Below are 25,378 nucleotides of genomic sequence, written 5' to 3'. Positions count from 1 at the left end.
TCAGCGCAAAGCTGCCATAATCGGGCGCTTCAACAGGCGGATGATGGTTCATCCGTTATCAGGACGGTTATTCACAGGGACAGGAAATGGATTTTTCACCAGTCTACGATCAGCTTTTTGGCATGTTGTGGTATCTGATACCACTTGCTCTGTTTATCTCACTCATCAAGTCTCCCTGGTTCAAAGGGGTAGTGGGTGAAGTCATCGTTAACCTGGCTGCGAAGTTTTTCCTTGATAAGCAGCAGTACCATCTGATCAAAAACGTCACTCTGCCCACGGAAGAGGGTACAACCCAGATCGACCATATCATTGTCTCGCGCTTTGGCGTCTTTGTGATTGAAACCAAGAACATGAAAGGCTGGATTTTTGGCTCGGTTAACCAGCCCTACTGGACCCAGCAGATCTATAAGCACAAATCGAAGTTTCAGAATCCTCTGCGGCAGAACTATAAACATGTGAAGACGCTGGAATCAGCATTGGCGATTGATCCGGCCGGTATCCATTCCCTGATTGTGTTTGTGGGGGACGCTACTTTCAAGACGGAGATGCCGGCAAACGTGACCTTTGTCCGTGGTTATATCCGTTATATCAAAGACAAACAGAATCCGGTGCTTTCACAGGCTCAGGTCCGGCTGATCATCAAACAGATTGAACGAGGCCGGCTGGAACGTTCGGTTAAGACTCACATCGAGCATGCCCGTCATGTTCAGGCAATCGTGGAAAAGAAAGCCACTGATCCGAGTTGTCCCCGATGCAGCAGCGCAATGGTGTTGCGGGAGGTCAAAAAAGGGCAAAACACAGGTCAGCAATTCTGGGGATGCAGTCAGTTCCCTAAATGTCGGGGTAGTATTAAGACGAGCGCCTGAGCGTCTTGCATCGCCTTTATGGCTTCAGAAGCGTTATATCACTGTGTTACGAATCACATTCAGAAATCGTTTGGCAATTCGGAAAAGGGCCCTGATTTTGCCAAACGGAATACTATGTTCACTAATTTAATGCTAATTCAAGAAAACTTGATCTGGCTTTTTGCTCCTGCTGCGGAGTCTGCCTAGACTGAGGGTTAGTATCCGAAGTTAGCAGCCCGCTGTTTTGCGATCTTTTTTTGTTGCCGGGCTGTACGGTCAGTATCTGGACTGAATCTGTATGAGCGATCAACCTCACAATCCCTCTCTATCCCAGTGCGAGCTGCTGCGCCAGCTCAGTTTCCTTAAATCACTGCTGCATAATTTACCTGATCTGGTCTGGATGAAAGATAAGTCGGGTGTCTATATGGCCTGTAATCAGGTCTTTGAGCGCTTTTTTGGCGCGTCGGAGGCGGAGATTCTTGGCAAAACTGATTATGACTTTGTTGAAGCCGCGCTGGCGGATTCCTTCAGGGAGAATGATAAAAAGGCGATGGCCAAAGGCGCGGCGTCGGTCAATGAGGAGTGGATCACGTTTGCCTCCGACGGTCGCCGGGTGCTGCTGGAAACCACCAAAACCCCGATTCTGGGTGAGCGTGGTGAAGTGATTGGTGTGCTGGGGATCGGCCATGATATTACCCATCGCAAGCAGCAGGAGGAGGCGGTCAGGGTCAGTGAGGAGCGCCTCAAGCAGGCGCAGGCACTGTCAAAGATCGGGGGCTGGGAACTGGATCTGGAAAAGAACCAACTGTACTGGTCAGAAGAGGTGTACCGGATCTTTGATCTGGATCCGGAGCGATTCTCGCCCAGTTACGATGCCTTCCTGCAGGCGATCCACCCTGAAGACCGACAGCTTGTCAGTGATGCATTTGAAGCCTCGCTTACAGAGCAGCATCCCTATTCAATTTCGCACCGGTTACTGGTCCATGGCCAGGTGAAATATGTGCTGGAGCAGGGCCATACGGAATACGCCGAAGACGGTAAACCGCTGCGAACCCGCGGCACCGTACAGGATGTCACACAGCGGGTGCTGAACGAGCTGGAACTGAACCGGATGAAGAGCCTGGCGGATCAGGCGGTAGACGGGCTTTATGTGATCGCAGCCGAAAGTGGCAAGATTATCGATGTGAACCGGGCTGCCCATGATTGTCTGGATTACAGTAAAGAGGAGATGCTCCGGTTTCATGTCTGGGATGTCAGCACCGGGGTGAGTTCTGCTGCGCAATGGCGGGCCGGGAGTGCACGGCTGATTGCGCGTCAGGGGCTGCCTTTTGAAGAGCTGCACCGGCACCGGGATGGTCGCCTGATACCGGTAGAGGTGACCGTCAGTTACATCGCAGAACCGGATGGCAGTTATTTTATCGCGACGGTACGCGATGTCAGTGAGCGGAAAAAAACCGAGCAGGCCATTCTGGAAAGCAGCCAGCGTTATGAAGCGGTGCTGGCCAGCAGCAAAGATGGTTTCTGGATAGTGAGTAAAGACAGCGGTGCGCTGATTGAGGTGAACGATACCTACTGTCAGATGTCCGGCTACAACCGGGAGGAGCTGATCGGGAAGAAAGTCTGGGAGCTGGATGTAAAGCACACCGAAGCTGAGGCGCGGGCCAATGAGGAGCTGTTGATGAGGCAGGGAGGGGTGCTCTTCGAGTCTGAGCACCAGCGGGCCGATGGCAGTATCTGGCCGGTTGAAGTGTCGATCAGTTACTCACCGATTCAGGGCGGCCAGTTATTCGCCTTCCTGCGGGATATCAGCGAACGTAAGCAGGTGGAGCGGCGGATCCAGCATATGGCTTACCACGATGTTCTGACCGGCCTGCCGAACCGGGAATTGCTGTCAGATCGTTTGCACCAGTTAATACTGCAGTCACAGCGGAATCAGAATCTGCTGGCAATCTGTTATCTGGATCTGGATGGTTTCAAACCGATTAATGACCGTTACGGCCATCAAACCGGCGACCAGCTTCTGATCCGCTTTGCCCGGCGCTTACAGGATGAGTTACGCGAGAGCGATACGCTGGCACGGCTTGGCGGTGATGAGTTTGTGTTGCTGCTGGCAGATCTGGATACCATCTACCACGCCGAGGAGATCATTCAGCGGGTACTGGAATCGATCGCTCTGCCGTTCGATATTGAGAACTCCCGGATGCATATCTCCGCCAGTATCGGGGTCACGCTCTACCCCCATGATCAGTCTGATCCCGACACCCTGCTGCGGCATGCGGATCAGGCGATGTATAAGGCGAAGGAGAGCGGCAAAAACACCTACACCCTGTTCGACCCGGTGGCCGATCATAAGATGCACGCTTATCGGCAGGCGATCAGTGAGTTCAGTCAGGCGCTGGCTGAATCACAACTGGTTCTGCACTATCAGCCGCGGATCGATCTGCAAACCGGTGAAGTGGCTTCGGTTGAGGCGCTGGTACGCTGGCAACACCCGCAGCGGGGGTTGTTACCGCCAAGGGAGTTCCTGCCGATGATCGAAGGTTCAGCCATTGAGGTAACACTGGATGAGTGGGTGTTACGTGCGGCGCTGAATCAGCATATGCGCTGGCGCAGGCAAGGCTTGCTGATGCCGGTCAGCGTGAATATCAGCCCGCGTCACTTCAAACAGGCGGCGCTGCCAGATTACCTGCAGTCGCTGCTGACAGAGTTCCCGCCGGATATAACCGATTATCTGGAGTTGGAAGTGATCGAAACCAGCGCACTGGGGAATACCAGTCAGGTGGCGGAGATTATGGAATCCTGCACCCGGATGGGGGTTAAGTTTTCACTGGATGACTTCGGTACTGGCTACTCTTCGCTGACTTACTTCCACCGCCTGCCGATCAGCATTCTTAAAATCGATCGCAGCTTTGTCAGAAATATGCTCAACAATCCACAGGATCAGGATATTGTCGAAGGGGTGGTTAAACTGGCCGAAGCCCTGAAACGGCCGGTGGTTGCCGAAGGGGTTGAGAGCATTGAGCTGGGCATGATGCTGCTGCAACTGGGCTGTCAGCAGGCACAGGGCTTTGGTATTGCCAAACCGATGCCCGCAGAGGCGGTACCGGGCTGGTGTCAGCAGTTTGACGACTATAACCCCTGGCATCAGCTACAGCAGGGGGATGCCGCCATCGCCGGGGCGTATGATCTGAATGTGGCGATCTTCTCCCATCGGATCTGGTTGGATACCGTGATGGGCTTTGTGCAGAGTGGCAGTGGAGAGCCGCCTCACTGCCAGCAGAACGACAGTTGCCAGTTTGCCAGATGGTATCAGGGGATCGGCCTGTTTCGGTATGGCGATCATCCCGGATATCATCAACTGAAAGAGCAGCATCTGGCGATCTGTAGTCTGGCTCAGGAGCTGATCCGGCTTGTCCTGCATCAGCGCCAGCCACAGGCACAATCCCGCCTGCCGCAACTGCAACAGATGAGCCATGAACTGGTTGAGATGATCAGCAAACTGGCTGAATCCGAACCTTCTGCCGTCCAAAGCTGAGCGGCGCACTTGCTATTCCCCCGGCTTGATTATAAAACTGGGGGCTGGTATTTCTGTCAGTGCCCGGTTTCAAACCGGCTACCGCAATATATCACCTTGAATTTATAAGGTTTTTCTACACCGCATCCAGAATTGTTCAGATTATTCGGGGGCGGCTTTTCGTTTTAAGCAGCAGAGAACAGCACACTATGCCGGCCCGGGGCAACATCGACAGAATCAGTTTTTGGAAGAACAGCCTGATCCGCCGCTACTTTCTTTTCTCACTGCTGATCGCAACCTTACCTCTGCTGGTGATCACCTGGTCCTATGACCGCTTTACCGGACAACTGCTCGACAGTATTGAGGAGCAGAAGGCCGGCTATTCCATCAATACCTCCTACCTCAGTGTGATGGGGTTTCTGCGTAACCGGCAGTATGAACTCAGTTCGGTAATCGATCTGCCGGGGGTAGATGGGCTGCTTGCGGGGGATGCCGGCAGGCCTTTGCCCGACAGCGTTTACAACCTGATTAATTTTGAAACCGACAGTCCGCATATCTACGGTGTGCTGCTGTTTGACCGCAACTGGACGCTGCAACATGCGTTGCCGGGGCAGGGGGCAGCCGGTTACCCCTACTGGGGTGAAGGGGAGTTTGATATCTCCCTGCTGCCTCAGGTGAAACTGGGCGACTTTCTGCTGATTGGCCCGCAACTGCCGAGCCGGGGTGAATCCGGCTGGTTTCTGCTGGCACATCCGATTAACTCGTCGAGCCTGAATCAGGCTTCGCCGGGTTACGCAGCCCTGCAGATACGTCTGGCCAGTATCACCGAACTGCTGAAACCGTTTGGCCAGATTCAGACCATCAAACCCTACCTCCTGACCCCCTATGGTGATGCATTTAACCTGCTGGGTGAGGCGGTTGAAGTGAATGATGAGGCGCTGGTCAGCGAGAGTGTCGCACCGGGCTGGAAGATTATCGGTATCAAGACCGGTGATCTGGGCGACTTTACTAAGGATCTCTCCCGTTCGCTGATTATCGCGGGCACCGTGCCCTCGATCCTGCTGGTAATTTTCTTCTTTGTGAACTTTGCCTACCGGGTGAAAAAACGCATATTACCCCTCATCGACGGGGCCGATATGATCGCCAAAGGTGATCTGACCCACCGGATAACACCCACCGGGCATGATGAGATCACCTTGCTGGCCAAAACCTTCAACAGCATGGGGCGACAACTGCAGGATCTGATTGATTCCCGGATCAGCATGGAGAAAAAAGCGGTGATGGGGGAGTTTTCCGCCGGCATCGCCCACGAAATCCGAAACCCGCTGGCGACGATGAAGGTCTGCGTGCAGAGCCTGTCGGCGGGTGAGCACGATCCCCGTGCTCAGGAACAGCTCGATATGATGCTGGAAGAGATCGACCGGATTAATGAGGTCATAGAAGACCTGCTCGACTACGCCCGACCGATGACACCCCGTCTGGAACGGGTGGAGCTGGCCCCTCTGCTGAGCCGGATCGAATCACTGGTCGGCCCGCTGGCGACCCGCAGTGATGTGGAACTGACGCTTAAAAGTGACCCGGATGCGGTGATTCTGGCGGACAGCAATCAGGTGCTGCAGGTGATGATGAATCTGGCACTGAATGCGATTCAGGCGATGCCGGATGGTGGCCGGTTACTCCTGCGATCCTATTCGCAGGGGGAATGTATTTACATTGTGATCGAAGACAGCGGTCTGGGGATGCGTCCTGAACAGATCGAAAAAGCCACGCAGCCGTTCTTTACCACCAAGTCGGAAGGCACCGGTCTGGGGCTGGCGATCTGTGCCCGGTTGATGCACCTCAATCAGGGCTTTCTCTCGATCAAGAGTATCTTAGGTAAGGGCACCACGGTGACATTGGAATTTAAACCAGCGCGGAGTACAGATGAATAAGGGTTTGATTCTTATTGTAGATGATGAGCAGCGACTGGTTCGCTCCATGCAGATGGTACTGGAAGCGGAAGGCTACAGCGTAGCGATGGCCTATACCGGTCAGGACGGAATAAACAAAGTACTGGAGCTGGACCCGGAGCTGCTGTTGCTGGATCTGCGTCTGCCGGATCTGAGCGGGCTCGAAGTGCTGAAACAGTTGCGACAGATGCATAAAACCACCCCGGTAATCATGCTCTCGGCCCACGGTGATATCAAAGTGGCTGTGGATGCGGTGAAGAGCGGGGCGTATGACTTTATCTCTAAGCCGTTTGATATCAACGAGCTGAAAATTCTGATCAGTCGCTGTCTGGAGCGGCAGCGGCTGGATTCCGAGGTGAATTACTATCGGGAAAAAGAGCTGAACTCCTCTCTGATTGGCCAGAGCGAGGGGATGGTGAAAATGCAGGATCAGATCGGCCGGGTGGCGGCCAGTTCGGCAAAAACCATCCTCCTGCAGGGAGAATCAGGCACCGGTAAAACGGCGATCGCGCGGGAGATTCATAACCTCTCAGAACTGTCTGCCGGGCCTTTTATCGAGGTGAACTGTGCCTCCCTGCCGGAGCAGTTACTCGAAGCAGAACTGTTCGGTGCCGAAAAGGGCGCCTATACCGGTGCCGACAAAAAACGCGCCGGTCTGGTCGAACTGGCCAGCGATGGCACGCTGTTTCTGGACGAGATCGGCGAAGTGGATCTGTCGATTCAGGCGAAGTTGCTGACCTTTCTGGAGAGCCACAGTTACCGGCCGGTGGGCGGAGGACGTGAGCATAAAGCCAATGTCCGGGTGATTGCCGCGACCAATCTCGATCTGGAGCAGGCGGTGCAGGAGGGGCAGTTCCGCTCGGACCTTTACTACCGCTTGAACGTGATGCCGATTGCAATACCTTCACTGCAGCAACGTGATCAGGATATCCCTCTGCTGCTGGAACACTTTGCCCTGACCATGGCGGCAAACGAAGGGGTTAAGCCGGTGCTGATGACCGATCCGGTCCGTGCCCGGTTACAGTCCTATGCCTGGCCGGGCAATATTCGTGAGCTGAAAAATCTGATGGAGCGGCTGACCATTCTCTATCCGGGCGAAGAGATCGAGCTGGATATGCTGCCGCCGGAGATGCGTGCCTCGGATTCGGGGGATCTGCCGGTCGCGGTGGCCGCGGAGGAGATCACCATTGAAGATCAACTGGCGAACAAAGAGCGCAGCATCATCCTGCAGGCGTTGAGCGATGTAGGTGGCCGGAAAGGGCTGGCGGCTGAAAAGCTGGGTATCTCCCGGCATGCGTTTAAGCGTCGTCTGCAGAAACTGGGGATCGACTGATGGAATTCACGGCCAAGCTCGGCAGCACCCTGCTGAGCCTGTTGTTAGGTCTCGGGCTGGCGGGCCCTGTTTCGGCGAATCAGGAGCTGGGTGTCTCGGCCCGGAAAGCGGATCTGCGGCTGGGTTGCCTCTACCCGATGACCGGGCCGGGCAACCAGAACGGACGCGATGCGGCGATCGCAATCGGCATGGCACTGGAGAAGATCCACCGGCGGGATGATGGTTCACCCAAACTGAATGTGGTGGTGGAAGATACCCGCAACAAACAGTTCAGGGCTTCGGAGATCGCCCGGCAATTGATCGATCAGCAGCAGGTGCAGATTCTCTGCGGTGTGCTCAACTCGGGTATTGCACTGGAGATCAGCAATCTGGCGCGGGCTACCCGGACCCTGTTTATCGGTGGTGGCCACGCCTCATCACAGCTCACCAACGGTGCACTTCACCCCTGGTATTTCCGGGTCAGTAACGACAGTAAACAGTCGATGCGAGCCGGTGCACGTTACCTGCGCGAGTTGCAGCAGAAACATGGCTGGAAAACGCTGGCCTATATCGGCCCGGATTATGATTACGGCCATCAGATTATGCGCGATATGCTGGCGGCACTGGATGCGCTGCAGGTGGAATACTCGATTGTGGCTGAGTACTACCCGAAACTGCTGGAAACCGATTTTTCCGAATACATCACCGCGCTGGCGGAGAAGCAGCCGGACATCCTGATCTCAGGTCACTGGGGGGATGATTTTGTATTCTTTGTACGTCAGGCGAATGCAGAAGGGCTCCTTGAGCAGACCCGAATTTACGGTTTTGAGCAGGTGGGGGGGTACTACAATCTCTCGCGGCTGGGGGATGATCTGCCGCCGGGCATGGTACTGGCGGCCAGACATCATATTAACTGGCCGGAGACTGCGGCGAATAAAGAGTTTGTCGAAACCTTTCACAGCCGGGCAGGCCATTACCCGTCGCATACCGCTCAGGACGCCTACTCGGTGATTATTGCCGTGGCTGAAGCCTGGAAGGCCGCGTCACAGAAGAATGTTGAAGGGGTGCGTAAAGCCCTGCCGGGGCTTTCTATTCCCTTGCCGGAAGATCCGCCGGGATATGTTTCCTGGATCGATCCGCAAACCCAGCAGATTATGCAGGCGGTGGCCATCGGTGAAAGCATGGCCGACGACCGCTACCCACCGGCGACCCGCATGCTGGGGAACTGGCAGGTGTTCTATCCTGAGTCCCGCCCCCCTCAGTCTGCGCCGGCGGCAGACTAATGCCGGCTCATCATTTTGCGCGGGATGAGCGCAAAATGATGAGCGCTATCCGCTCATGTTTTTCCCCGATGAGCTTAAAGCGCTCGCTTAAACTGTTCGCTTATTTTGTATTAAATCTTTAATAATCATGTAGTTATATTGAAATAACTGAGTTGGCATCGGCCTTGCTGAGACCTATGTAGTTACCGCTTGTCTGTAACCAAACTGATCGGACCGAACACAGGTCAGGCAGAAGTCCAGTATGCATAACAAAGATAATAAGGATGCCAACATGATGAAAAACAAGTTAAGCGTTGTAATCGCAGCTACCCTGGTTTCTCTTACTTCCACTGCTCAGGCAGCGCAGGAAGTCGGAATCTACAATGTTGCGAGTATGTCAGGAACCTTTGCCAACTTTGGTCATCAGGGTGAAAAAGGTGCCCGGCTGGCAGTTGAGACTGCAGCGCCGATTGATGGAGTCAATCTGAAACTGGTGACTGTCGATACCGAAAGTAATGCGGGTAAAGCCTCACGTAAGGTGAAGTCGATTATTGCGGAAGATGAGGGCCGCTACTTTGTCGGTTCCACACTCTCCTCGACAGCACTGGCCGTGGGTAAAGAGGTTAACCGGACCGGCGGTGTTTACATGACCGGCAGTGGTGCGGATGAGATCACCGGCATTGAGTGTAACAAAGCAACTTTCCGCTGGTCGGCGCCAACCTATGGCGCGGTTAATGCCAGCCTGCGTCCACTGCTGGACAAGTACCCTGAAATCAAGCGTATCTACAGTATCACCCCGCAGTATGTGTTTGGTGATGCGATGCTGGAAAACACCAAAATGGTGGCTGAGGAGCGTGGCGTAGAGCTGGTCGGCAACAGCTACCACTCGCTCAAAGAGAAAGAGTTCTCCGGCTACCTGACGCAGGCGATGGCGGCCAAGCCTGACCTGCTGGTACTGCATAACTTTGGTTCTCAGGCGACTGCAACCATCCAGCAGGCGGTGAACTTCGGCATGAAAAACCGCATGAAGATCCTGCTGGTGTGGAGTAACGGTCTGGACCAGATGCGTACACTGGGCTCAACCGTTTCCGATGGTCTCTATTTCGGCTCTCAGTACTGGCATGAAGATCAGAACCCGGCCAACCAGGAGCTGGTGAAGCTGGCTCAGGAAAAACTGGGTGAAACCCCGACCTACCCGATGGCGCACTACTATCAGATGTCCAAGCTGATGATCGATTCCATTCGTGCCGTGGGTAACGATCCGATGAAAGTGCGGACCCATCTGGAAGGCCTGAACTATGAAGGTGTCACCGGTAAAGAGGTGGTGCGCACCGCGGATCACCAGATCGAGAAAAGCTTCTACCTGCTGCAGGGTAAGGGGGAAGCTGCAATGACCGATTCCAGCGATTTTGCTGACATCGTGGCAACCAATAAATACTTTGTCGCAGCGGATAAAACCGGTTGCAACATGGGTATTTAATCCTGTTTGCCCGCCCTCCGCTTTGAATGGCGGAGGGTGTTTCAGGGCTGGTTCCGGCCCGTTTTATCAAACCTGAGGTTTTTTGTTTCCTGTTCTGGCAGCGGGCCGCTACCGGTCTGCCTGCTGCAAGCAACAACAACCCCGGGAATGCGTAAAGAGTCATTGCTCATGAGTATTTATCTGTTTGAAATTCTGAATGGCGTGGCGCTGGGGATGATCTACTTCCTCATGGCGGCAGGGCTGACCATTATTTTCGGAATGATGAATTTCGTTAACTTCGCCCACGGTTCGCTGTATGCGCTGGGGGCTTATTTCTGCTTCCAGATCATCGACTGGGGCGGTAACTACTGGGTGGGTCTGCTGGTCGCCCCGATTCTGGTCGGCCTGATCGCGCTGGCGCTGGAACGTACACTGATCCGCCGCCTGTATGCTTTTGATCATCCGACCCAGATCCTGATCACCATCGGCGTCATGCTGGTATTGCGTGAGATCATCCTGCTGCTCTGGGGTACGGTTCCAAAGCCGATTACGCCACCGGAAGCGCTCTCCGGGGTACTGATTCTTGGCGACTTTGTTTACCCGTACTACCGATTGTTCGTGATCACGGTGACCTGTGTTGTCGGCCTGCTGATCTGGCTGATGCTGGATCGTACCCGCTTCGGCATCATGATCCGGGCGGGTAGTGAAAACGCGAAAATGGTGTCCCTGCTGGGCCTTAACTCCAACCTGTTGTTCTCCGCCACGTTTGTACTCGGGGTTGCGCTGGCCGGGCTCGGCGGTGCGTTGATCTCGCCAATCCGTGGTGCGGATGCCTTTATGGGCGCTGAGGCACTGGGTATTGCTTTTGTGGTGGTCGTGATTGGCGGTATGGGCAGCTTCCCCGGCGCGCTGGCGGGGGCCATGGTGGTCGGTCTGGTGCAGAGCCTGTCTGCGGGCATCTGGCCGGAAGGCACCAACATCATGATCTATGCCGTGATGGCGATGATTATTCTACTGCGGCCTAACGGCCTGTTCGGGAGGGCATAAGCCATGAACCGACATACTTCTATCTCTGTTCATCTGATTGCGACGGCTGCGATCGCCTGTTTGCTGCCGCTGATTCTGCAGTCCCCGATTCTGGCGGCTGAGGTGCTGATCTTTGCGCTGGCGGCGATCGGCTGCAACCTGCTGCTGGGTTATACCGGATTGCTGCCGTTTGGTCAGGCACTGTTCTTTGGTACGGGTGCCTATGTCGCCAGTCTGGCGGCGATCCACTGGGACTCCAGTATGCTGCCGGTACTGCTGTTTGCACTGCTCGCCGGTGGCGCACTCGCGGTGCTGGTCGGCTTCCTCTCGATCCGTCGTCAGGGGATCTACTTCGTCATGCTGACCCTGGCGTTCGGTCAGCTCGGTTACTTCATTGCCTACATGGCAGAAGGGGTGACCGGCGGTGAAGACGGCATGCTGGACGTACCGCGCGCGGCTCTGGATTTCTGGATTATCCCGTCGATCAGTCTGGAAAATGACTGGACTTTCTATGGCTGGGTGGCGCTGGTCTTTATCGCCAGCTTTGTCTTCCTGCAGCGGCTGGTGGACTCCCCGCTGGGTTCCGTACTGCAGGCGATCAAACAGAATGAACGCCGCGCCATTGCGGTCGGTTATCAGGTGCGTCTCTACAAGATAGCGGTGTTCGCTTTCTCTGGGGTTGTCACGGCGCTGGCCGGTGCGTTGTATGCGATGCTGCTGAACTTTGCGCCGCTTTCCAATATCGATCTGGAAACCAGTGAAGTGATCATCTTTATGTGTGTACTCGGTGGTCTGGGTTCGCTGTATGGCTCGATTGTGGGGGCCGGTGTTTATCTGGTAGCGACCGAACTGCTGTCGGATATCTGGCCGCGCTGGATGTTACTGCTGGGCTTGTTGCTGATCTTTGTGATGCTGTTTGCCCGTGGCGGTCTGTGGTCTGGCCTGACCCTGCTCTGGGAAGGTTTCCGTAACCGTAATCGTAACGACGAGCTGAAAAAGGCGGAGGTGAGCCATGATTGAGCCGATTCTTGAAGTCCAGTCCCTGTCGAAGCGCTACGGTGATTTCTATGCCAATCGGGACGTCAACCTGCAGGTGATGGGAGATACGGTACATGCGGTCATCGGTCCCAACGGTGCCGGTAAAACCACGCTGTTTAACTGTCTGGCCGGGGCGACCAGCACCAGTGAAGGCCGGATTTTGTTCGAAGAGGATGATATTACCGGCGAAGCGGAGCATGACCGCCCCGGTCTCGGGATCGGCCGGTCGTTCCAGATCACCTCGCTGTTTCCGGAACTGACGGTGCTGGAAAACCTGCGTCTCTCCGGTCAGGCCCTGAACCCGTCCCGGGCGATGGCGTTCTGGCACCCGGTGCCCCATGACGGCCCCGATACTTTCCACGCCCATGAGGTACTGGAACGTCTGGGCATGAGCCATATGGCGGAGAAAACCGCCGAGACGCTGTCTCACGGTCAGCAGCGGATGCTGGAGATCGGGATGGCGCTGATGGCCCGGCCACGTCTGTTGCTGCTGGATGAGCCTACGTCCGGGATGGGGGTGGACGACATTCCTCAGGTGATCAATCTGATCCGTAACCTGCGCAAAATCTGCACCATTCTGCTGATCGAGCATAACGTGGGGCTGGTATCGGAGGTCTGCGACCGGGTGACGGTGCTGCAGAACGGTGAAGTGATCGCCGACGGCACACCGGCGGAAGTCGCCGCCAATGAAAAGGTAAAACTGGCCTATCTGGGAGAGGAGCTTTAAGCATGCTGGTACTGGAAAATATCAACTCATTCTATGACAAAAGCCATGTTCTGTTTGACCTCTCCATCAATGTCGGGGAGGGCGAACTGGTCTCCCTGCTGGGGCGAAACGGTGCCGGTAAAAGCACCACCCTGCTGAGCATTATGGGGCTGGTGAAAAATGCCACCGGTTCGGTGCGTTACAAAGGTCAGGAGATTCTCGGTCAGGCCACCCATAAAACGGCGGCGGACGGGCTCTGTCTGGTGCCGGAACAGCGCGATATCTTTCAGGATCTCACTGTGGAGGAGAATCTGAAGATCGCCCAGCAGCGCAATTCTCCCTGGTCGATTGCGGATATCTACGAGCTGTTCCCGCGTCTGCAGGAGCGGCGTAAGAACGGCGGCGGTCAGCTCTCCGGTGGTGAACAGCAGATGCTGGCACTGGCCCGTGCTTTGCTGAACAACCCGCGGGTGCTGCTGCTGGATGAACCCTCTGAAGGGCTGGCGCCGGTCATCGTCAAAGAGATCGTTGAGATCCTGAAAAAGATCAAGCAGAGCGGTATCTCGATCCTGCTGGTGGAGCAGAACCTGCGGGTGTGTGAAGTGCTCGCCGACCGCCATTACATTCTTGAGCAGGGCCGGCTGATTTATGAAGCGAAGCGCGAGGATTTCTCCTCCGATGAAGCGGAAACCATCAAACAGAAATACCTCTCGGTCTGAGGACCGGGAGCTAGAGGAACCTTTGGGGATGATTGAGATGAGCAGAATAACAACCAATGAACAGCGTCTCTGGGACAGCCTGATGGCGATGGGAGAGATCGGCGGCACCGAAAAAGGCGGCTGCTGTCGTCTGGCCCTGACCGATCTGGATCAGCAGGCACGGGATCTGTTCGTGAGCTGGTGTAAAGAAGCGGGTTGTACGATCCGCATCGACCAGATGGGTAACGTCTTTGCCCGTCGTGCCGGGCGCAACAATGCGTTGCCACCGGTACTGATGGGCAGTCATATCGATACACAGCCCACCGGCGGTAAGTTTGACGGTGTTTACGGGGTGCTGGCCGGTCTGGAAGTGATCCGCAGCCTGAATGATCACGGCATTGAAACCGAAGCACCGGTGGAAGCGGCGATCTGGACCAATGAAGAGGGGTCTCGATTCCCGCCGGCAATGGTGGCCTCCGGTGTCTTTGCCGGGGTGTTTGATCTGGAATACGGCCTCAGCCGGGCCGATCTGGATGGCAAAACCATTGGCGAAGAGCTGGCCCGTATCGGTTACGCCGGTGATCAGCCGGTAGGTAAACCGGTGAAGGCTTACTTTGAAGCACATATTGAGCAGGGGCCGATTCTGGAAGCAGAAGAGACCACCATCGGGGTCGTCACCGATGCTCAGGGACAGCGCTGGTATGAGCTGACAATCACCGGTCAGGAAGCGCACGCCGGGCCAACACCGATGCTGCGGCGTAAAGATGCGCTGGTTGGCAGCGCCCGGGTGGTGGACAGGGTTAATCAGATCGGTCTGGAACATGGTCCGCTGGCCTGTTCTACCGTGGGCCTGATGCAGGTGTTCCCGAACTCCCGCAATGTAATCCCCGGAGAGGTGTTTTTTACTGTGGATCTGCGTCACCCGGATGATTCGGTGCTGAGTGAGATGGATGCCAAATTCCGCGCTTACTGTGATCAGATGGCTTCTGAACTGGGGCTGGAGCTGCAACTGGAAGAGATCTGGTACTCACCGCCGGTGCCGTTTGCGGAGGACTGCGTGTCGTCTGTGCGTCAGGCAGCGCAGGCGCTGGGCTACAGTCATCGGGATATTGTCAGCGGGGCCGGGCACGATGCCTGCTACGTGGCGCGGGTTGCGCCGACCGGAATGATCTTTGTGCCCTGTGAGGATGGTATCAGCCATAACGAGCTGGAGCGGGCCAAAGCGGAAGATCTGGCCGCGGGTTGTAATGTGCTGTTGAGTGCTGTGCTCAATCAGGCGTGTTAACCAACCGGGTTGCTGCGCCAACGGGGCGGGTAACCCGGCTACTGAATCTGAAAAAGGAGTCTGACAATGAGTCGACCACTTTGGCAGTGGAGTGCCTGTGATCTGGCGAGTGCGATCAGAACGCGTGAGCTCTCATGTGAAGAGGCAGTCACTGCAACGCTGGAACGGATGCAGCAGACCAATCCGCGGATCAATGCGGTGGTGGTGGAACAGAGCGAACCGGCGCTGCAGCGCGCCCGGCAGCTCGATAATCAACTGGCCCGTGAACCGGAGCAGGCAACCGGTGCGTTGTTTGGGGTACCGGCCACCATCAAAGTGAACATTGATCAGGAGGGCTATGCCACCGATAACGGCGTTGCCGCTTACAAAAACCTGATCGCCGGCAGTGATGCGCCGGTCACACGGCATCTGAATGAAGCGGGGGCCGTACTGATCGGCCGTACCAATGCGCCAGAGTTCAGTATCCGCTGGCAGACCGACAATCCGCTGCACGGCCTGACTCTGAATCCCTGGGATGAAAACATAACCTGCGGTGGCTCCTCCGGTGGCGCCGCAGCAGCCACGTTGATGGGCTACGGGCCGATTGCGCACGGTAACGACATTGGCGGTTCGCTGCGCTGCCCGTCTTACTGTTGCGGTACCACCACGGTGCGGCCAACCTTAGGCCGGGTGCCAGCTTACAACCCGACGGGGAGCGAGGAGCGTCCTTTCCTGTCGCAGTTGATGTCGGTTCAGGGGATTATCGCCCGTGAAGTGAAAGATGTGCGTCTGGCAACGGAGGTGATTTCACAGCGTGATGTTCGTGATCCAAACTGGGTGCCAGCACCGTTTTTCGGACCGCAGGAAAAGGGGCCTGTGCGGGTGGCGTTGTGCCGTGAAAGCTATGGCCTGCCGATTCATCCTGAAGTGCTGAAAGCGCTGGATCTGGCGGCGAAGGCGCTGCAGGATGCGGGCTATATCATCGAGGAGGTTGAGGCTCCCCGGGTTGAAGAGACCAATAAGATCTGGCGTGATCTGTTGTTTACCGATTTCCGTCAGTTAAGCCCGGGAAGTATCGACCGTTATGGCAGCGATACTCTGAAGCAGATCATGCAGGGGTATTACTCGGTTTCGGAGCATCTGGACCGGGACTGTATGCTGGCTGCCATGGCGGCACGGAACAGTATTCTGCGCGACTGGAATCTATTTCAGGAACAGTATGCGCTGGTGCTGACACCGCTGATTCTGCAACCGCCTTATCCTCGCGGTGAAGATGAGAAAAGCCCGGCACGTGCCGCGGAAACTCTGCTTTCATACCTGTATATGGCGAATATGAATATGCTCGGCCTGCCCGCCGCGACGATCTCTACGCACCTCTTTCAGGGCGTGCCTGTCGGGGTGCAGATCATTGGTCGCCGGTATCGCGAAGATCAGTGTCTGGATGCCGCCGAGGTGGTGGAAACCGCACAGGGCGTTATGGCCCATCGCTTATGGCAAAGGGATCAGGGCTAACTGATTCCCTTTTTTCCTCCGGTCAGGGGCCCTCTCTGCCGGGGGATTTTTTCGTTACAGGCTCGATTGCACTGAGGCATACTCGGCTGGTTGAGGATTAATCCCGGCTGTATTAGAGTTTGAGTGATTGTTCAATTCACTCGGGTAATCGATGTTCCCTCTGTTATGGCGCCTTACCGCGCTTCTCTTCTGTTTAACCGTGACCACTGCACAGGCTGAAAAGCTTCGGTTTGCAGCGGATAACTGGTGTCCCCTGAACTGTAAATCCGGTTCGGACCGGCCCGGTTTTATGGTCGAGGTGGCACAGCGGGTGTTCGAACCGCTGGGCTATGAGGTGGAGTATATTGAGACCAACTGGTCTCGGGCGGTTCAGGAAACGCGCAAGGGTAGTTTTCATGCGATTCTCGGGGCTTTTCCCGGCGATGCCCGGGATTTTATCTTTCCGCAGCAGGAGCTGGCGTTGCTGCAGAACTCGTTGTTTGTACGGCGGGAAAATCCATGGCGCTACCGTGGTGTGCACTCCCTGAGAGAGGTGCGTCTGGGGGCTATCAATGGTTATGATTACGGCGCTGAACTGAGTCGTTATCTGGCTTCAGACAGCAACCCTGTGACGCTGCTCAGCGGCAGCGAAAAACCGCTGCAGCGGGGTATCAGGATGCTGCATAAACAGCGGCTGGATGCGTTTGTCGAAGCCGATCTGGTGTTCTGGTATACCGCCAGTCAGATGGAACTGGAAGAGGCGTTTACCGTGGCCGGCACTCTGGGTGAGCCCCTGCCGGCTTATATTGCTTTCTCTCCTTCGGACCCGCGTTCAGAAACGTTTGCCCGGCTGCTTTCCGAGGGTGTTGAAGCACTGCGGGCCAGTGGCGAGCTGGCCCGGATTCTGGCCCGCTACCATCTGCAGGACTGGCGCTGAAACAGGTTCAGCGCACGGCCCATCCCTGAGCTAGTCTTCTCCGAGGAAGCCTCCGGTCTGGTGGGCCCAGAGCTGAGCGTAGATTCCCTGACTCGCAACCAGTTCAGCGTGACTGCCCTGTTCATTGATATCGCCTTTATCCAGCACCACCAGACGATCCAGCGCGGCGATGGTCGACAAACGGTGAGCAATCGCGATCACGGTTTTACCTTCCATCAGTTTATACAGGCTGGCCTGTATCGCCGCTTCGACTTCGGAGTCGAGGGCTGAGGTTGCTTCATCGAGAATCAGGATCGGCGCGTCCTTGAGCAATACCCGGGCGATGGCAATACGCTGCCGCTGTCCGCCGGACAGTTTAACCCCGCGTTCACCCACATGGGCATCGTAGCCGCTGCGTCCTTCCGGGTCGGTCAGGCCGAGGATAAATTCATGCGCTTCGGCCTTTTTCGCCGCTTCGATCATCGCTTCCTCGGAAGCATCCGGGCGGCCGTAGAGGATGTTTTCCCGCACGGAACGATGCAGCAGGGCGGTGTCCTGAGTCACCATGCCGATCTGTGCCCGCAGTGAATCCTGCGTGACCTCGCGGATATCCTGACCATCAATGCGGATGGCACCCTGTTCCACATCAAAGAAGCGCATCAGCAGGTTGATGATGGTGGATTTACCCGCGCCGGAGCGTCCCACCAGGCCTACTTTCTCGCCGGGTTTAATCTGCAGATCCAGATGTTCGATGATGCGTTTATTCTCCCCGTAGTGAAAACCCACCTGATCAAAGTGGATGGCGCCTTTCTCCACCTCAAGCGCGCGGGCACCGGGGCGATCGGATATTTCCAGTGGTCTGGAAAGGGTGCTCATACCGTCTGCTACGGTGCCGATATTTTCGAAAAGTGCACTGATCTCCCACATTATCCAGTGGGCCATCCCGTTGAGGCGCAGGGCCAGCGCAATAGCGATGGCGATGGCACCGACCGAGATCGATTCATGCAGCCAGAGCCAGATCGACAGCGCGGCGACAGAGAAGGAGAGCAGATGGTTGATGCACTGCACACTCATATTCAGGCCGGTAGCCAGACGCATCTGCACATACACCGTATCCATAAACTGATCCATCCCTTCGCGGGCGTATTCCGCCTCACGGTTGGTGTGGGAAAACAGTTTAACGGTGGCGATATTGGCATAGGAATCAACCACCCGGCCGGTCATCATCGCACGGGCGTCAGCCTGGGCGGTGGAGATCCGTTTCAGGCGCGGCACAAAGTAGCTCTGAATGCCGATGTAGAGCAGCAGCCAGATCGCCATTGGCAGGGTCAGGCGCCAGTCGGACTGGGCGACCAGAAACAGCATGGCAAAGAAATAGACGGCGACGAACATCATCACATCGAGCAGTTTCATCACCGTTTCCCGGACCGAGAGCGCCGTCTGCATCACTTTGGTGGAGATGCGTCCGGCGAAATCATTGGCATAGAAAGAAACGCTCTGACGCAGCAGATAGCGGTGTGCCAGCCAGCGGATCGACATCGGATAGTTGCCGAGCAGGGTCTGATGAGTGATCAGCGAGTGCAGCAAGCCCGCGGCCGGCAATGCCACCAGCGGTACCAGACTCATCAGTAACAGGGTGGATGCTTCCTGCTCGAGAAAGGTCGCCGGGTCGTGGTCCGACAGCCAGTCGACCAGCTTGCCCATAAAGCCGAACAGGGTCACCTCCAGAATCGCAATAGTGGCGGTGAGCAGAGACATCAGCAGTAAAGGCCACTCTGATCCCCGGGTGTAATGACGACAAAATGCAAACAATCCCTGTGGCGGCTGGCCCGGTTCAGCCGGTGGAAAGGCAGGAATCAGCCTTTCAAAAAATGCGAACATATCGATCTCGGTGTTAACGAAAAAACAGAGCTTAAAACAGCGCCGGCTGTTTGTATAACACCTCTAGCTGATCGCCGAGTTTTATTTCGCCGGATTTGAGAATTTTACAGCACAGCCCGCCATGACCGAGCATCGCTGCTACGCCGCCGGGGCCCAGAGCACGCTCCATGCGTGAGCAGGGGTGACACAGCGCGGTGGCTTCAAACAGCGCCTCGCCGATGCGGAACTGCTGGTAGCGCAGGGCGTTAAGGTTGATGCCGCGGACCACCAGATTGCGTCGCAATGTGCCCGGGTCCGGTTCGGGAATGCCGCAGTAGAGGCCGATCTGACTGATAAACTCGGCCGAGATCAGGGTTACCTGTCGCGCTGAGCCGGAGGTTTTGCTGCAGCGGTGATCGCCTTCCAGCCCTGAGCCCTGCCAGGCATATACCTGATCCAGCGCCTGCATCGGTTGTTTTCGTTCCGGCCGTATGCCGATCCAGATCAGTTCTGCCGCCGGCAGGTCGCGGGCATAGCGGGCGAACATCTGTTGCAGACTCATGCGGTTACTCCTGTTCTCTGCGTATCTCCAGTTGCAGTTCACCTTGCGCCAGACCCACCCGGAATTCAACCGGCTGACAACAACGCTCGCAATCCTGAGTCAGGTTTTGCTCCAGATCACAACTGGTATCAACAGCCAACTGGTTTTCGGCGCTGCAGTAGGGGCAGGCAAAGGCAAGGTATTCTATCGGTTGCATCGGAGTGTCCGGCTATGCTCTGAGAAGTAAAGTTTAGCTGCTGGTTGAAAAAATCTGCGGACAAATCAAATCCTTTTGGTAATCTGTAACAATTCTTCAATAAACTGGACGGCTCAGAAATCTGCCAACAACCGTCGTACCGACACTCTGGCTTCAGGGATAGACTTCAGGGTTTACAGAGCGCTAACAGGATGTTTTCACAGGTGCCCTAAGTTTTACCGGAGCAGCAAGATTGTTTAGTCACCGACACCGTTTTCTGGGAATTCCGCTGGGCAACAGCGTTCTGAGCTCACTTGTGCCCGTGGGAATTGTGATTCTGGCTGCGTTGGTGCTGGTTGGCTATATCTGGACCGCCAGTGAAGACCGCCATCTTGAAGAGGATAAGCAGCGCTATGCCGAAGCTTTCCTTGAACAGCAGCGAGAGCAGCTCCGCTCAGAAGTGACCCGTGCCAAAGCCCTGATACTGCGCAAAAAAGCTCAGGCTGAAGAGGCGATGCGCATAGCGCTTAAACGCCGGGTGGACTACGCCTACGGAGTCGCTGAGGGGATCTACCAGACCTATCATGGCCAGCGCAGCGATCAGGAAATAAAGCAGATGATCGTCGCCGCCTTGCGTGAGGTGCGCTTCAATCAGGGCCGTGGCTACTACTTTATTACCTCATTGAGCGGCCTTGAGTATCTCTACCCGCCACGTCCCGAGTTTGAAGGGCAGCAGGTGGCGGATATCTTCCCGCCGGCGATTCAGGCCCTGTTGGAGGAGATGATCAATATCGTCACGGCTTCTGACCAAGGCTTTGTTGAATACGACTGGTATCAGCCGGGTGAGGATGAACTCTCCCGCAAATACAGCTACGTAAAGCTGTTTAAGCCCTACGGTATGATCATCGGCAGCGGCGATTATCTGGTCCATTTTGAGGAGCAGGTGAAAGCGCAGATCTTCCGTGAGATCGCCGCAGACAGCTTTGGCCTGAAAGAGGAGGGGTACTTCTTTATCAACTCCTATCAGGGCGATCTCTACGTGACCAATGGCGAGTATTTTGCCGGCCGGAAAAATATCTGGGAGGTGACCGATGCCCGGGGGCGTAAGGTGGTACAGGAGAATGCCCGACTGGCACAGAGCCAGCCCGAAGGTGGCTTTACTCAGTACACCTGGGAGAAAGCAGAGGGGGTTGAGGCAGAAAAGATCTCGTTTGTGCTGGGAATTGATGAGTGGCAGTTGTTTATTGGTGCGGGCGCGTATCTGGATACCATCGACCAGCGTCTGGATGAGCGGGAGACGCTCTACCTGAGCCTGATGCAGCAGCGCAATTTCGGTACGATACTGGTGTTACTGCTGGCGGTGCTGGCGGTGGCGGTGGTACTGATTGCCATCGGCCGCCGTCTGGCACACAACCTGAGAATGTTCCAGAACAACCTGGAACGTTCGGTGGATACCTGGACCCGGCTGAAGGGCAGCGATATCCACTTTACCGAGTTCAAACGGCTGGCGGTCAGCGTCAACAGTATGATCGATGGCCTCAACCGGCAGGCAGATGAACTGCGCCACCGGGCGTTTCATGACCATCTCACTTCGTTGCCGAACCGCTTACATGGCTCGACTCAACTGGAGCTGATGATCAGCCATACCCTTCATCATCAGGCCACGGCTGCGCTGCTGTTTATCGATTTGGATCACTTCAAGGAGATCAACGACACCCTCGGTCACTCGGCCGGTGATGAGTTGCTCTGTCAGGTCTCTGAGCGTCTGCGGGAGGCCGTGCGGGATGAAGATATCGTGGCCCGTCTGGGGGGCGATGAGTTTACCGTGATCACCGGGCTGCTGAATGAACCTGAGGAGGCTGGCCGGCTGGCAGAACAGTTACTGGCAGCGTTCCGTCAGCCCTTCCGGATTGAGGGAAATGACTATTACGTGACCGCCAGCGTGGGGATCAGCCTGTTCCCCGAAGATGGTGACAGTGCCGAAATTCTGTTGCGTAACGCCGATTCAGCTATGTATGAGGCCAAGAGAGAGGGGCGTAACCGCTACTGTCTGTATACTCCGGCCCTGACTGAAGCGGTTTCCCAGCGCTTTACGATCACCGAGGAGATGCGTGAGGCGCTGGATAAAGGCCAGTTCCGGATCTACTATCAGCCGCAGTACAACCTGTTTACCGGAGAGTTGATTGGTGCGGAGGCGCTGCTACGCTGGTTCCACCCGGAGCGCGGATTGATACCCCCGGACAGCTTTATTCCGATGGCTGAAGCCAGCGGTCAGATTGTTCCGATTGGTGAGTGGGTGATCCGCGAGGTCTGCAACCGACTGGCTCAATGGCAGGAGGAGGGGATCTACATCCCTAAAGTGGCGGTCAATATCGCCAGCCAGCAGATGAATACCGATCTGGTAGGCGTGGTGCAGGAGGTGCTGCAGAGCAGCGGTTGTTACCCGGCGGCACTGGAACTGGAGATCACTGAAAGCAGCCTGATCGAAAACCCGCAGCAGATGAGCGCGGAGCTGACCAAGTTAAAGGCTACCGGTATCAGTCTGGCGATTGATGATTTTGGCACCGGCTATTCATCATTGAGTTATCTGAAGCAGCTACCGATTAACAAGTTGAAAATCGACCGCTCCTTTATCCTTGATCTTGAAGAGGATGAAAACGACCGTGCGATCACCCAGGCGATTGTCGCGATGTCGCAGAGTATGCACCTCAGCGTGATTGCGGAAGGTATCGAATCTGAAGCTCAGGTCGAGTTCCTGAAAAGTCTGCAGTGTACCGAAGGGCAGGGCTTCTTCTTCAGTAAACCGCTGCCCGAAGACGCATTTGTTGAGTTGCTCAAGCAGCAGGGTTAACGGCAACTGCTGTTGTCTGCAATCAACCGGTCCAGTTCACCGCTGCGATTCAGTGTCTCCAGCGCGGTGTTGATCCGTTGCAACAGTTCCGGCCAGTTGGCGTTCTTCCGGCTCACTGAAAAGTGCAGGCGATTGTAGCGCAACGCCGGATTAACCTGAGCGGTGGTTTGCAGAATTCGCTGTTTATCGGCCTGACTCAGGGAGGAATGTATCACCCGGTGACGCAGCACTTTGGGGTCGCCGACAACCAGATCCACCCGCCCGGCGTCCAGCAGCTTCATCAATTGCAGATCGTTAACCGCTTCCACCGCCGTAAACTCGCCACGTTCCATCATCGCATCAAACTCCGGTGTGTTCTGGTAGCCACGGACAACGCCAATTTTCAGGCCCCGTAACTGTTCCAGCTCGCCGGTAAAGTGGGTAAAGCTCCCGCGACGTTTCATTAAAACGACCTCACCCCCGGGAAAGGGATCTGAGAGTGCCAGCAGCGAAAGCCGGAAGCGGTCTGTAAGATGCTCGGAACGGGTGGTTTCACTGATTTCATACTCCGGGTAGAGAATGTCCATCCGCCCGGCTTCCACCTGATGAACGGCTCTTGGCCAGGGCATAAAACGAATGATAAGCCGGTAGTTCTGGCTGGTCAGAACAGCGACGGCCAGATGGAAGCTCCAGCCTTTATTGCATAACTGTTCACCGATATAGGGAGGCCAGTCGAGCGTTGCCAGCTCCACTGTCTGTTCTCCGTCCGGGTTGTAAAGGTAGCCGTGGGGTGTTCTGGAGCCTATGAAGCTCATTGTTTTCCCGGCATAGCTATAGTTAACCGTGGGCGGTTCACTGGCGAAGCTGGCCACAGGGAAGAGCAATAGCCAGAGCGTGATCAGGATAGAGTACATCGACATCTGCAACAGTTGAGTTTGTTTTAGTGTAGCTGAGCTGAAGCGATTAGACGGGGCACAGCGCAGAGATTGACTTACGCTGTTTTTCTATATAAAAATGAGAATCATTATTAATAATTCGAGGCGCAGGTTACCGCCTGCTCCGGGGAGGCCGGCATGAGTAAGGTACGTATCGAGAAAGACAGCATGGGCGAGCTGGAAGTTCCGGCAAAGGCCCTCTATGCGGCTCAGACTCAACGCGCGGTTAATAACTTTCCCGTGAGTGGCCAGCCGATGCCCGAAGCCTTTATCCGCGCGCTGTTGCAGGCTAAGTCTGCGGCTGCGAGGGCCAATGCGGATCTGGGGCTGATTCCTGTGGCGATGGCTGAGGCGATCACAGCGTCGGTGACAGAGCTGCTGACAGATGATGCACTGATGCAGCATTTTCCGGTAGATATCTTCCAGACCGGCTCCGGCACCAGCTCGAATATGAATGCCAACGAGGTACTGGCCACGCTGGCCAGTCGGCGTTACGGCGCGGCGGTCTCGGCCAATGACCATATCAATTATGCCCAGAGCAGTAACGATGTGATCCCCAGCAGTATTCATATCAGTGCCTCGGTTGAGCTGGCAGAGCAACTGCTGCCAGCGCTGAACCACCTGTTGCAGGTAACAGAACAGAAAGCAGTTGAAGTGGATCGCTTTGTGAAAACCGGCCGTACCCATCTGATGGACGCGATGCCGGTACGCATGAGCCAGAGTTTACTCAGTTGGGCAGCGCAGATTCGGCAGTGCATCGGGTTACTGCATCAACTGCAGCCGGAGCTGCAGAGTCTGGCACAGGGTGGCACCGCGGTGGGTACCGGGGTCAATGCGCATCCTGAGTTTTCGGCGCGTTTCTGTGCCGCGTTAAGTGAACAGACCGGGCTGGCCTTTAAACCGGCGGATAATCTGTTTGCCCGGATCGGCTCGCAGGATACAGCGGTGGCGCTTTCCGGCCAGTTAAAAACAACGGCTGTGGCCATGATGAAGATCGCCAACGACCTGCGCTGGATGAATTCAGGCCCGCTGGCGGGGCTGGGAGAGATTGAGCTGGAAGCCTTGCAGCCGGGCTCATCCATTATGCCGGGTAAGGTTAACCCGGTGATTCCCGAGGCAGCCGCGATGGTCGCGGCGCAGGTGATCGGTAATGATGCCGCAATCACCGTAGCAGGGCAGTCGGGTAATTTTGAGCTGAATGTCATGTTGCCGCTGGTGGCGAGTAATCTGCTCAGCAGTATTGAGCTGCTGGCGAATGTCAGCCGGTTGCTCGCCGACAAGGCCATTGCCGGCTTCCGGGTGAATGAGGAGCAGATCAGTCAGGCGCTGGCACGTAATCCGATTCTGGTAACCGCTCTGAATCCGGTGATTGGTTACATGAAAGCCGCTGAAATCGCGAAGGCCGCCTATCAGCAGGGCAGACCGGTGATTGATGTGGCGGTGGAGAAAACAGATCTGACACGAGAGACGCTGGAAACGCTGCTCGACCCGGCAGCCCTGACCCGGGGCGGACTCTGAAGCCGCGGTATCATTCAG

19 protein-coding genes are annotated in these 25,378 nt (G+C 55.9%); 15 read left to right on the top strand and 4 right to left on the bottom strand.

All coding sequences use genetic code 11. From position 1 onward, the window contains the following. Positions 1-86: 86 nt before the first annotated feature. The 13 genes from QUD59_RS02935 (at position 87) to QUD59_RS02875 (ending at position 17,501) form a co-directional block, all read left to right on the top strand. Positions 87-866, top strand: a complete 780-nt coding sequence (locus tag QUD59_RS02935) for a nuclease-related domain-containing protein (protein WP_286239481.1) — start codon at positions 87-89, stop codon at positions 864-866. 277 nt (positions 867-1,143) lie between these two features. After that, positions 1,144-4,380 (top strand): EAL domain-containing protein, encoded by a 3,237-nt coding sequence (locus tag QUD59_RS02930; RefSeq protein ID WP_286239479.1) that lies wholly within the window; start codon positions 1,144-1,146, stop codon positions 4,378-4,380. A 188-nt stretch (positions 4,381-4,568) separates the two neighbouring features. Next, positions 4,569-6,290, top strand: coding sequence for an ATP-binding protein (locus tag QUD59_RS02925; RefSeq protein WP_286239477.1), 1,722 nt, complete (start codon positions 4,569-4,571; stop codon positions 6,288-6,290). Continuing rightward, positions 6,283-7,641 carry a sigma-54-dependent transcriptional regulator gene (locus QUD59_RS02920; protein ID WP_286239476.1) on the top strand — a complete coding sequence of 453 codons (1,359 nt, stop codon included), beginning with the start codon at positions 6,283-6,285 and terminating at the stop codon, positions 7,639-7,641. The genes QUD59_RS02925 and QUD59_RS02920 overlap by 8 nt, the downstream gene beginning before the upstream one ends. Beyond that, the gene (locus QUD59_RS02915; protein ID WP_286239475.1) at positions 7,641-8,903 is read left to right on the top strand and encodes an ABC transporter substrate-binding protein; all 1,263 of its coding nucleotides are present in this window, start codon (positions 7,641-7,643) and stop codon (positions 8,901-8,903) included. Before QUD59_RS02920 ends, QUD59_RS02915 begins: the two co-directional genes overlap by 1 nt. A gap of 241 nt (positions 8,904-9,144) precedes the next feature. Continuing rightward, entirely contained in the window at positions 9,145-10,362 is a 1,218-nt protein-coding gene (locus QUD59_RS02910; RefSeq protein ID WP_286239474.1) for an ABC transporter substrate-binding protein, read from the top strand. A 168-nt stretch (positions 10,363-10,530) separates the two neighbouring features. Further along, positions 10,531-11,388, top strand: a complete 858-nt coding sequence (locus QUD59_RS02905; protein ID WP_286239472.1) for a branched-chain amino acid ABC transporter permease — start codon at positions 10,531-10,533, stop codon at positions 11,386-11,388. A 3-nt stretch (positions 11,389-11,391) separates the two neighbouring features. After that, positions 11,392-12,387 (top strand): branched-chain amino acid ABC transporter permease, encoded by a 996-nt coding sequence (locus tag QUD59_RS02900; protein ID WP_286239468.1) that lies wholly within the window; start codon positions 11,392-11,394, stop codon positions 12,385-12,387. After that, positions 12,380-13,132 (top strand): ABC transporter ATP-binding protein, encoded by a 753-nt coding sequence (locus tag QUD59_RS02895; protein WP_286239467.1) that lies wholly within the window; start codon positions 12,380-12,382, stop codon positions 13,130-13,132. Before QUD59_RS02900 ends, QUD59_RS02895 begins: the two co-directional genes overlap by 8 nt. Positions 13,133-13,134: 2 nt before the next feature. After that, complete coding sequence (locus QUD59_RS02890) at positions 13,135-13,830, top strand: ABC transporter ATP-binding protein (protein ID WP_286239466.1); 696 nt, start codon at positions 13,135-13,137, stop codon at positions 13,828-13,830. A 37-nt stretch (positions 13,831-13,867) separates the two neighbouring features. Beyond that, positions 13,868-15,094 carry a Zn-dependent hydrolase gene (locus tag QUD59_RS02885; RefSeq protein WP_286239464.1) on the top strand — a complete coding sequence of 409 codons (1,227 nt, stop codon included), beginning with the start codon at positions 13,868-13,870 and terminating at the stop codon, positions 15,092-15,094. Between the two features lie 66 nt (positions 15,095-15,160). Beyond that, on the top strand, positions 15,161-16,585 hold the full coding sequence (locus QUD59_RS02880) for an amidase family protein (protein ID WP_286239462.1): 1,425 nt from the start codon (positions 15,161-15,163) through the stop codon (positions 16,583-16,585). A gap of 199 nt (positions 16,586-16,784) precedes the next feature. Next, the gene (locus tag QUD59_RS02875; RefSeq protein WP_286239461.1) at positions 16,785-17,501 is read left to right on the top strand and encodes a substrate-binding periplasmic protein; all 717 of its coding nucleotides are present in this window, start codon (positions 16,785-16,787) and stop codon (positions 17,499-17,501) included. A gap of 30 nt (positions 17,502-17,531) precedes the next feature. On the opposite strand, the gene QUD59_RS02870 is transcribed toward QUD59_RS02875, so the two are convergent. From QUD59_RS02870 to QUD59_RS02860, 3 genes are read right to left on the bottom strand one after another with little or no spacing between them, the layout of a single operon-like run. Then, the gene (locus tag QUD59_RS02870) at positions 17,532-19,361 is read right to left on the bottom strand and encodes an ABC transporter ATP-binding protein (protein ID WP_286239460.1); all 1,830 of its coding nucleotides are present in this window, start codon (positions 19,359-19,361) and stop codon (positions 17,532-17,534) included. 31 nt (positions 19,362-19,392) lie between these two features. Further along, the gene (locus QUD59_RS02865; protein WP_286239458.1) at positions 19,393-19,902 is read right to left on the bottom strand and encodes an MOSC domain-containing protein; all 510 of its coding nucleotides are present in this window, start codon (positions 19,900-19,902) and stop codon (positions 19,393-19,395) included. A 4-nt stretch (positions 19,903-19,906) separates the two neighbouring features. Beyond that, positions 19,907-20,098 carry a zinc ribbon domain-containing protein gene (locus QUD59_RS02860; protein ID WP_286239457.1) on the bottom strand — a complete coding sequence of 64 codons (192 nt, stop codon included), beginning with the start codon at positions 20,096-20,098 and terminating at the stop codon, positions 19,907-19,909. A gap of 232 nt (positions 20,099-20,330) precedes the next feature. Here QUD59_RS02860 and QUD59_RS02855 point away from each other — a divergent pair, with 232 nt between their 5' ends. After that, the gene (locus QUD59_RS02855) at positions 20,331-22,928 is read left to right on the top strand and encodes a bifunctional diguanylate cyclase/phosphodiesterase (protein ID WP_286239455.1); all 2,598 of its coding nucleotides are present in this window, start codon (positions 20,331-20,333) and stop codon (positions 22,926-22,928) included. On the opposite strand, the gene QUD59_RS02850 is transcribed toward QUD59_RS02855, so the two are convergent. Further along, positions 22,925-23,827, bottom strand: coding sequence for a substrate-binding periplasmic protein (locus tag QUD59_RS02850; protein WP_286239454.1), 903 nt, complete (start codon positions 23,825-23,827; stop codon positions 22,925-22,927). The two genes, QUD59_RS02855 and QUD59_RS02850, sit on opposite strands and share 4 nt — an antisense overlap. Positions 23,828-23,980: 153 nt before the next feature. On the opposite strand from QUD59_RS02850, the gene QUD59_RS02845 reads away from it, so the two are divergent. Beyond that, the gene (locus tag QUD59_RS02845; RefSeq protein ID WP_286239453.1) at positions 23,981-25,360 is read left to right on the top strand and encodes a class II fumarate hydratase; all 1,380 of its coding nucleotides are present in this window, start codon (positions 23,981-23,983) and stop codon (positions 25,358-25,360) included. Positions 25,361-25,378 lie beyond the last annotated feature (18 nt).

Origin of the sequence: Neptuniibacter halophilus (assembly GCF_030295765.1) — a bacterium.
Classification (GTDB): Bacteria; Pseudomonadota; Gammaproteobacteria; order Pseudomonadales; family Balneatricaceae; genus Neptuniibacter; species Neptuniibacter halophilus.
Note: the sequence above shows the minus strand (reverse complement) of the source record. Positions and strands in the feature narration are given on the sequence as shown.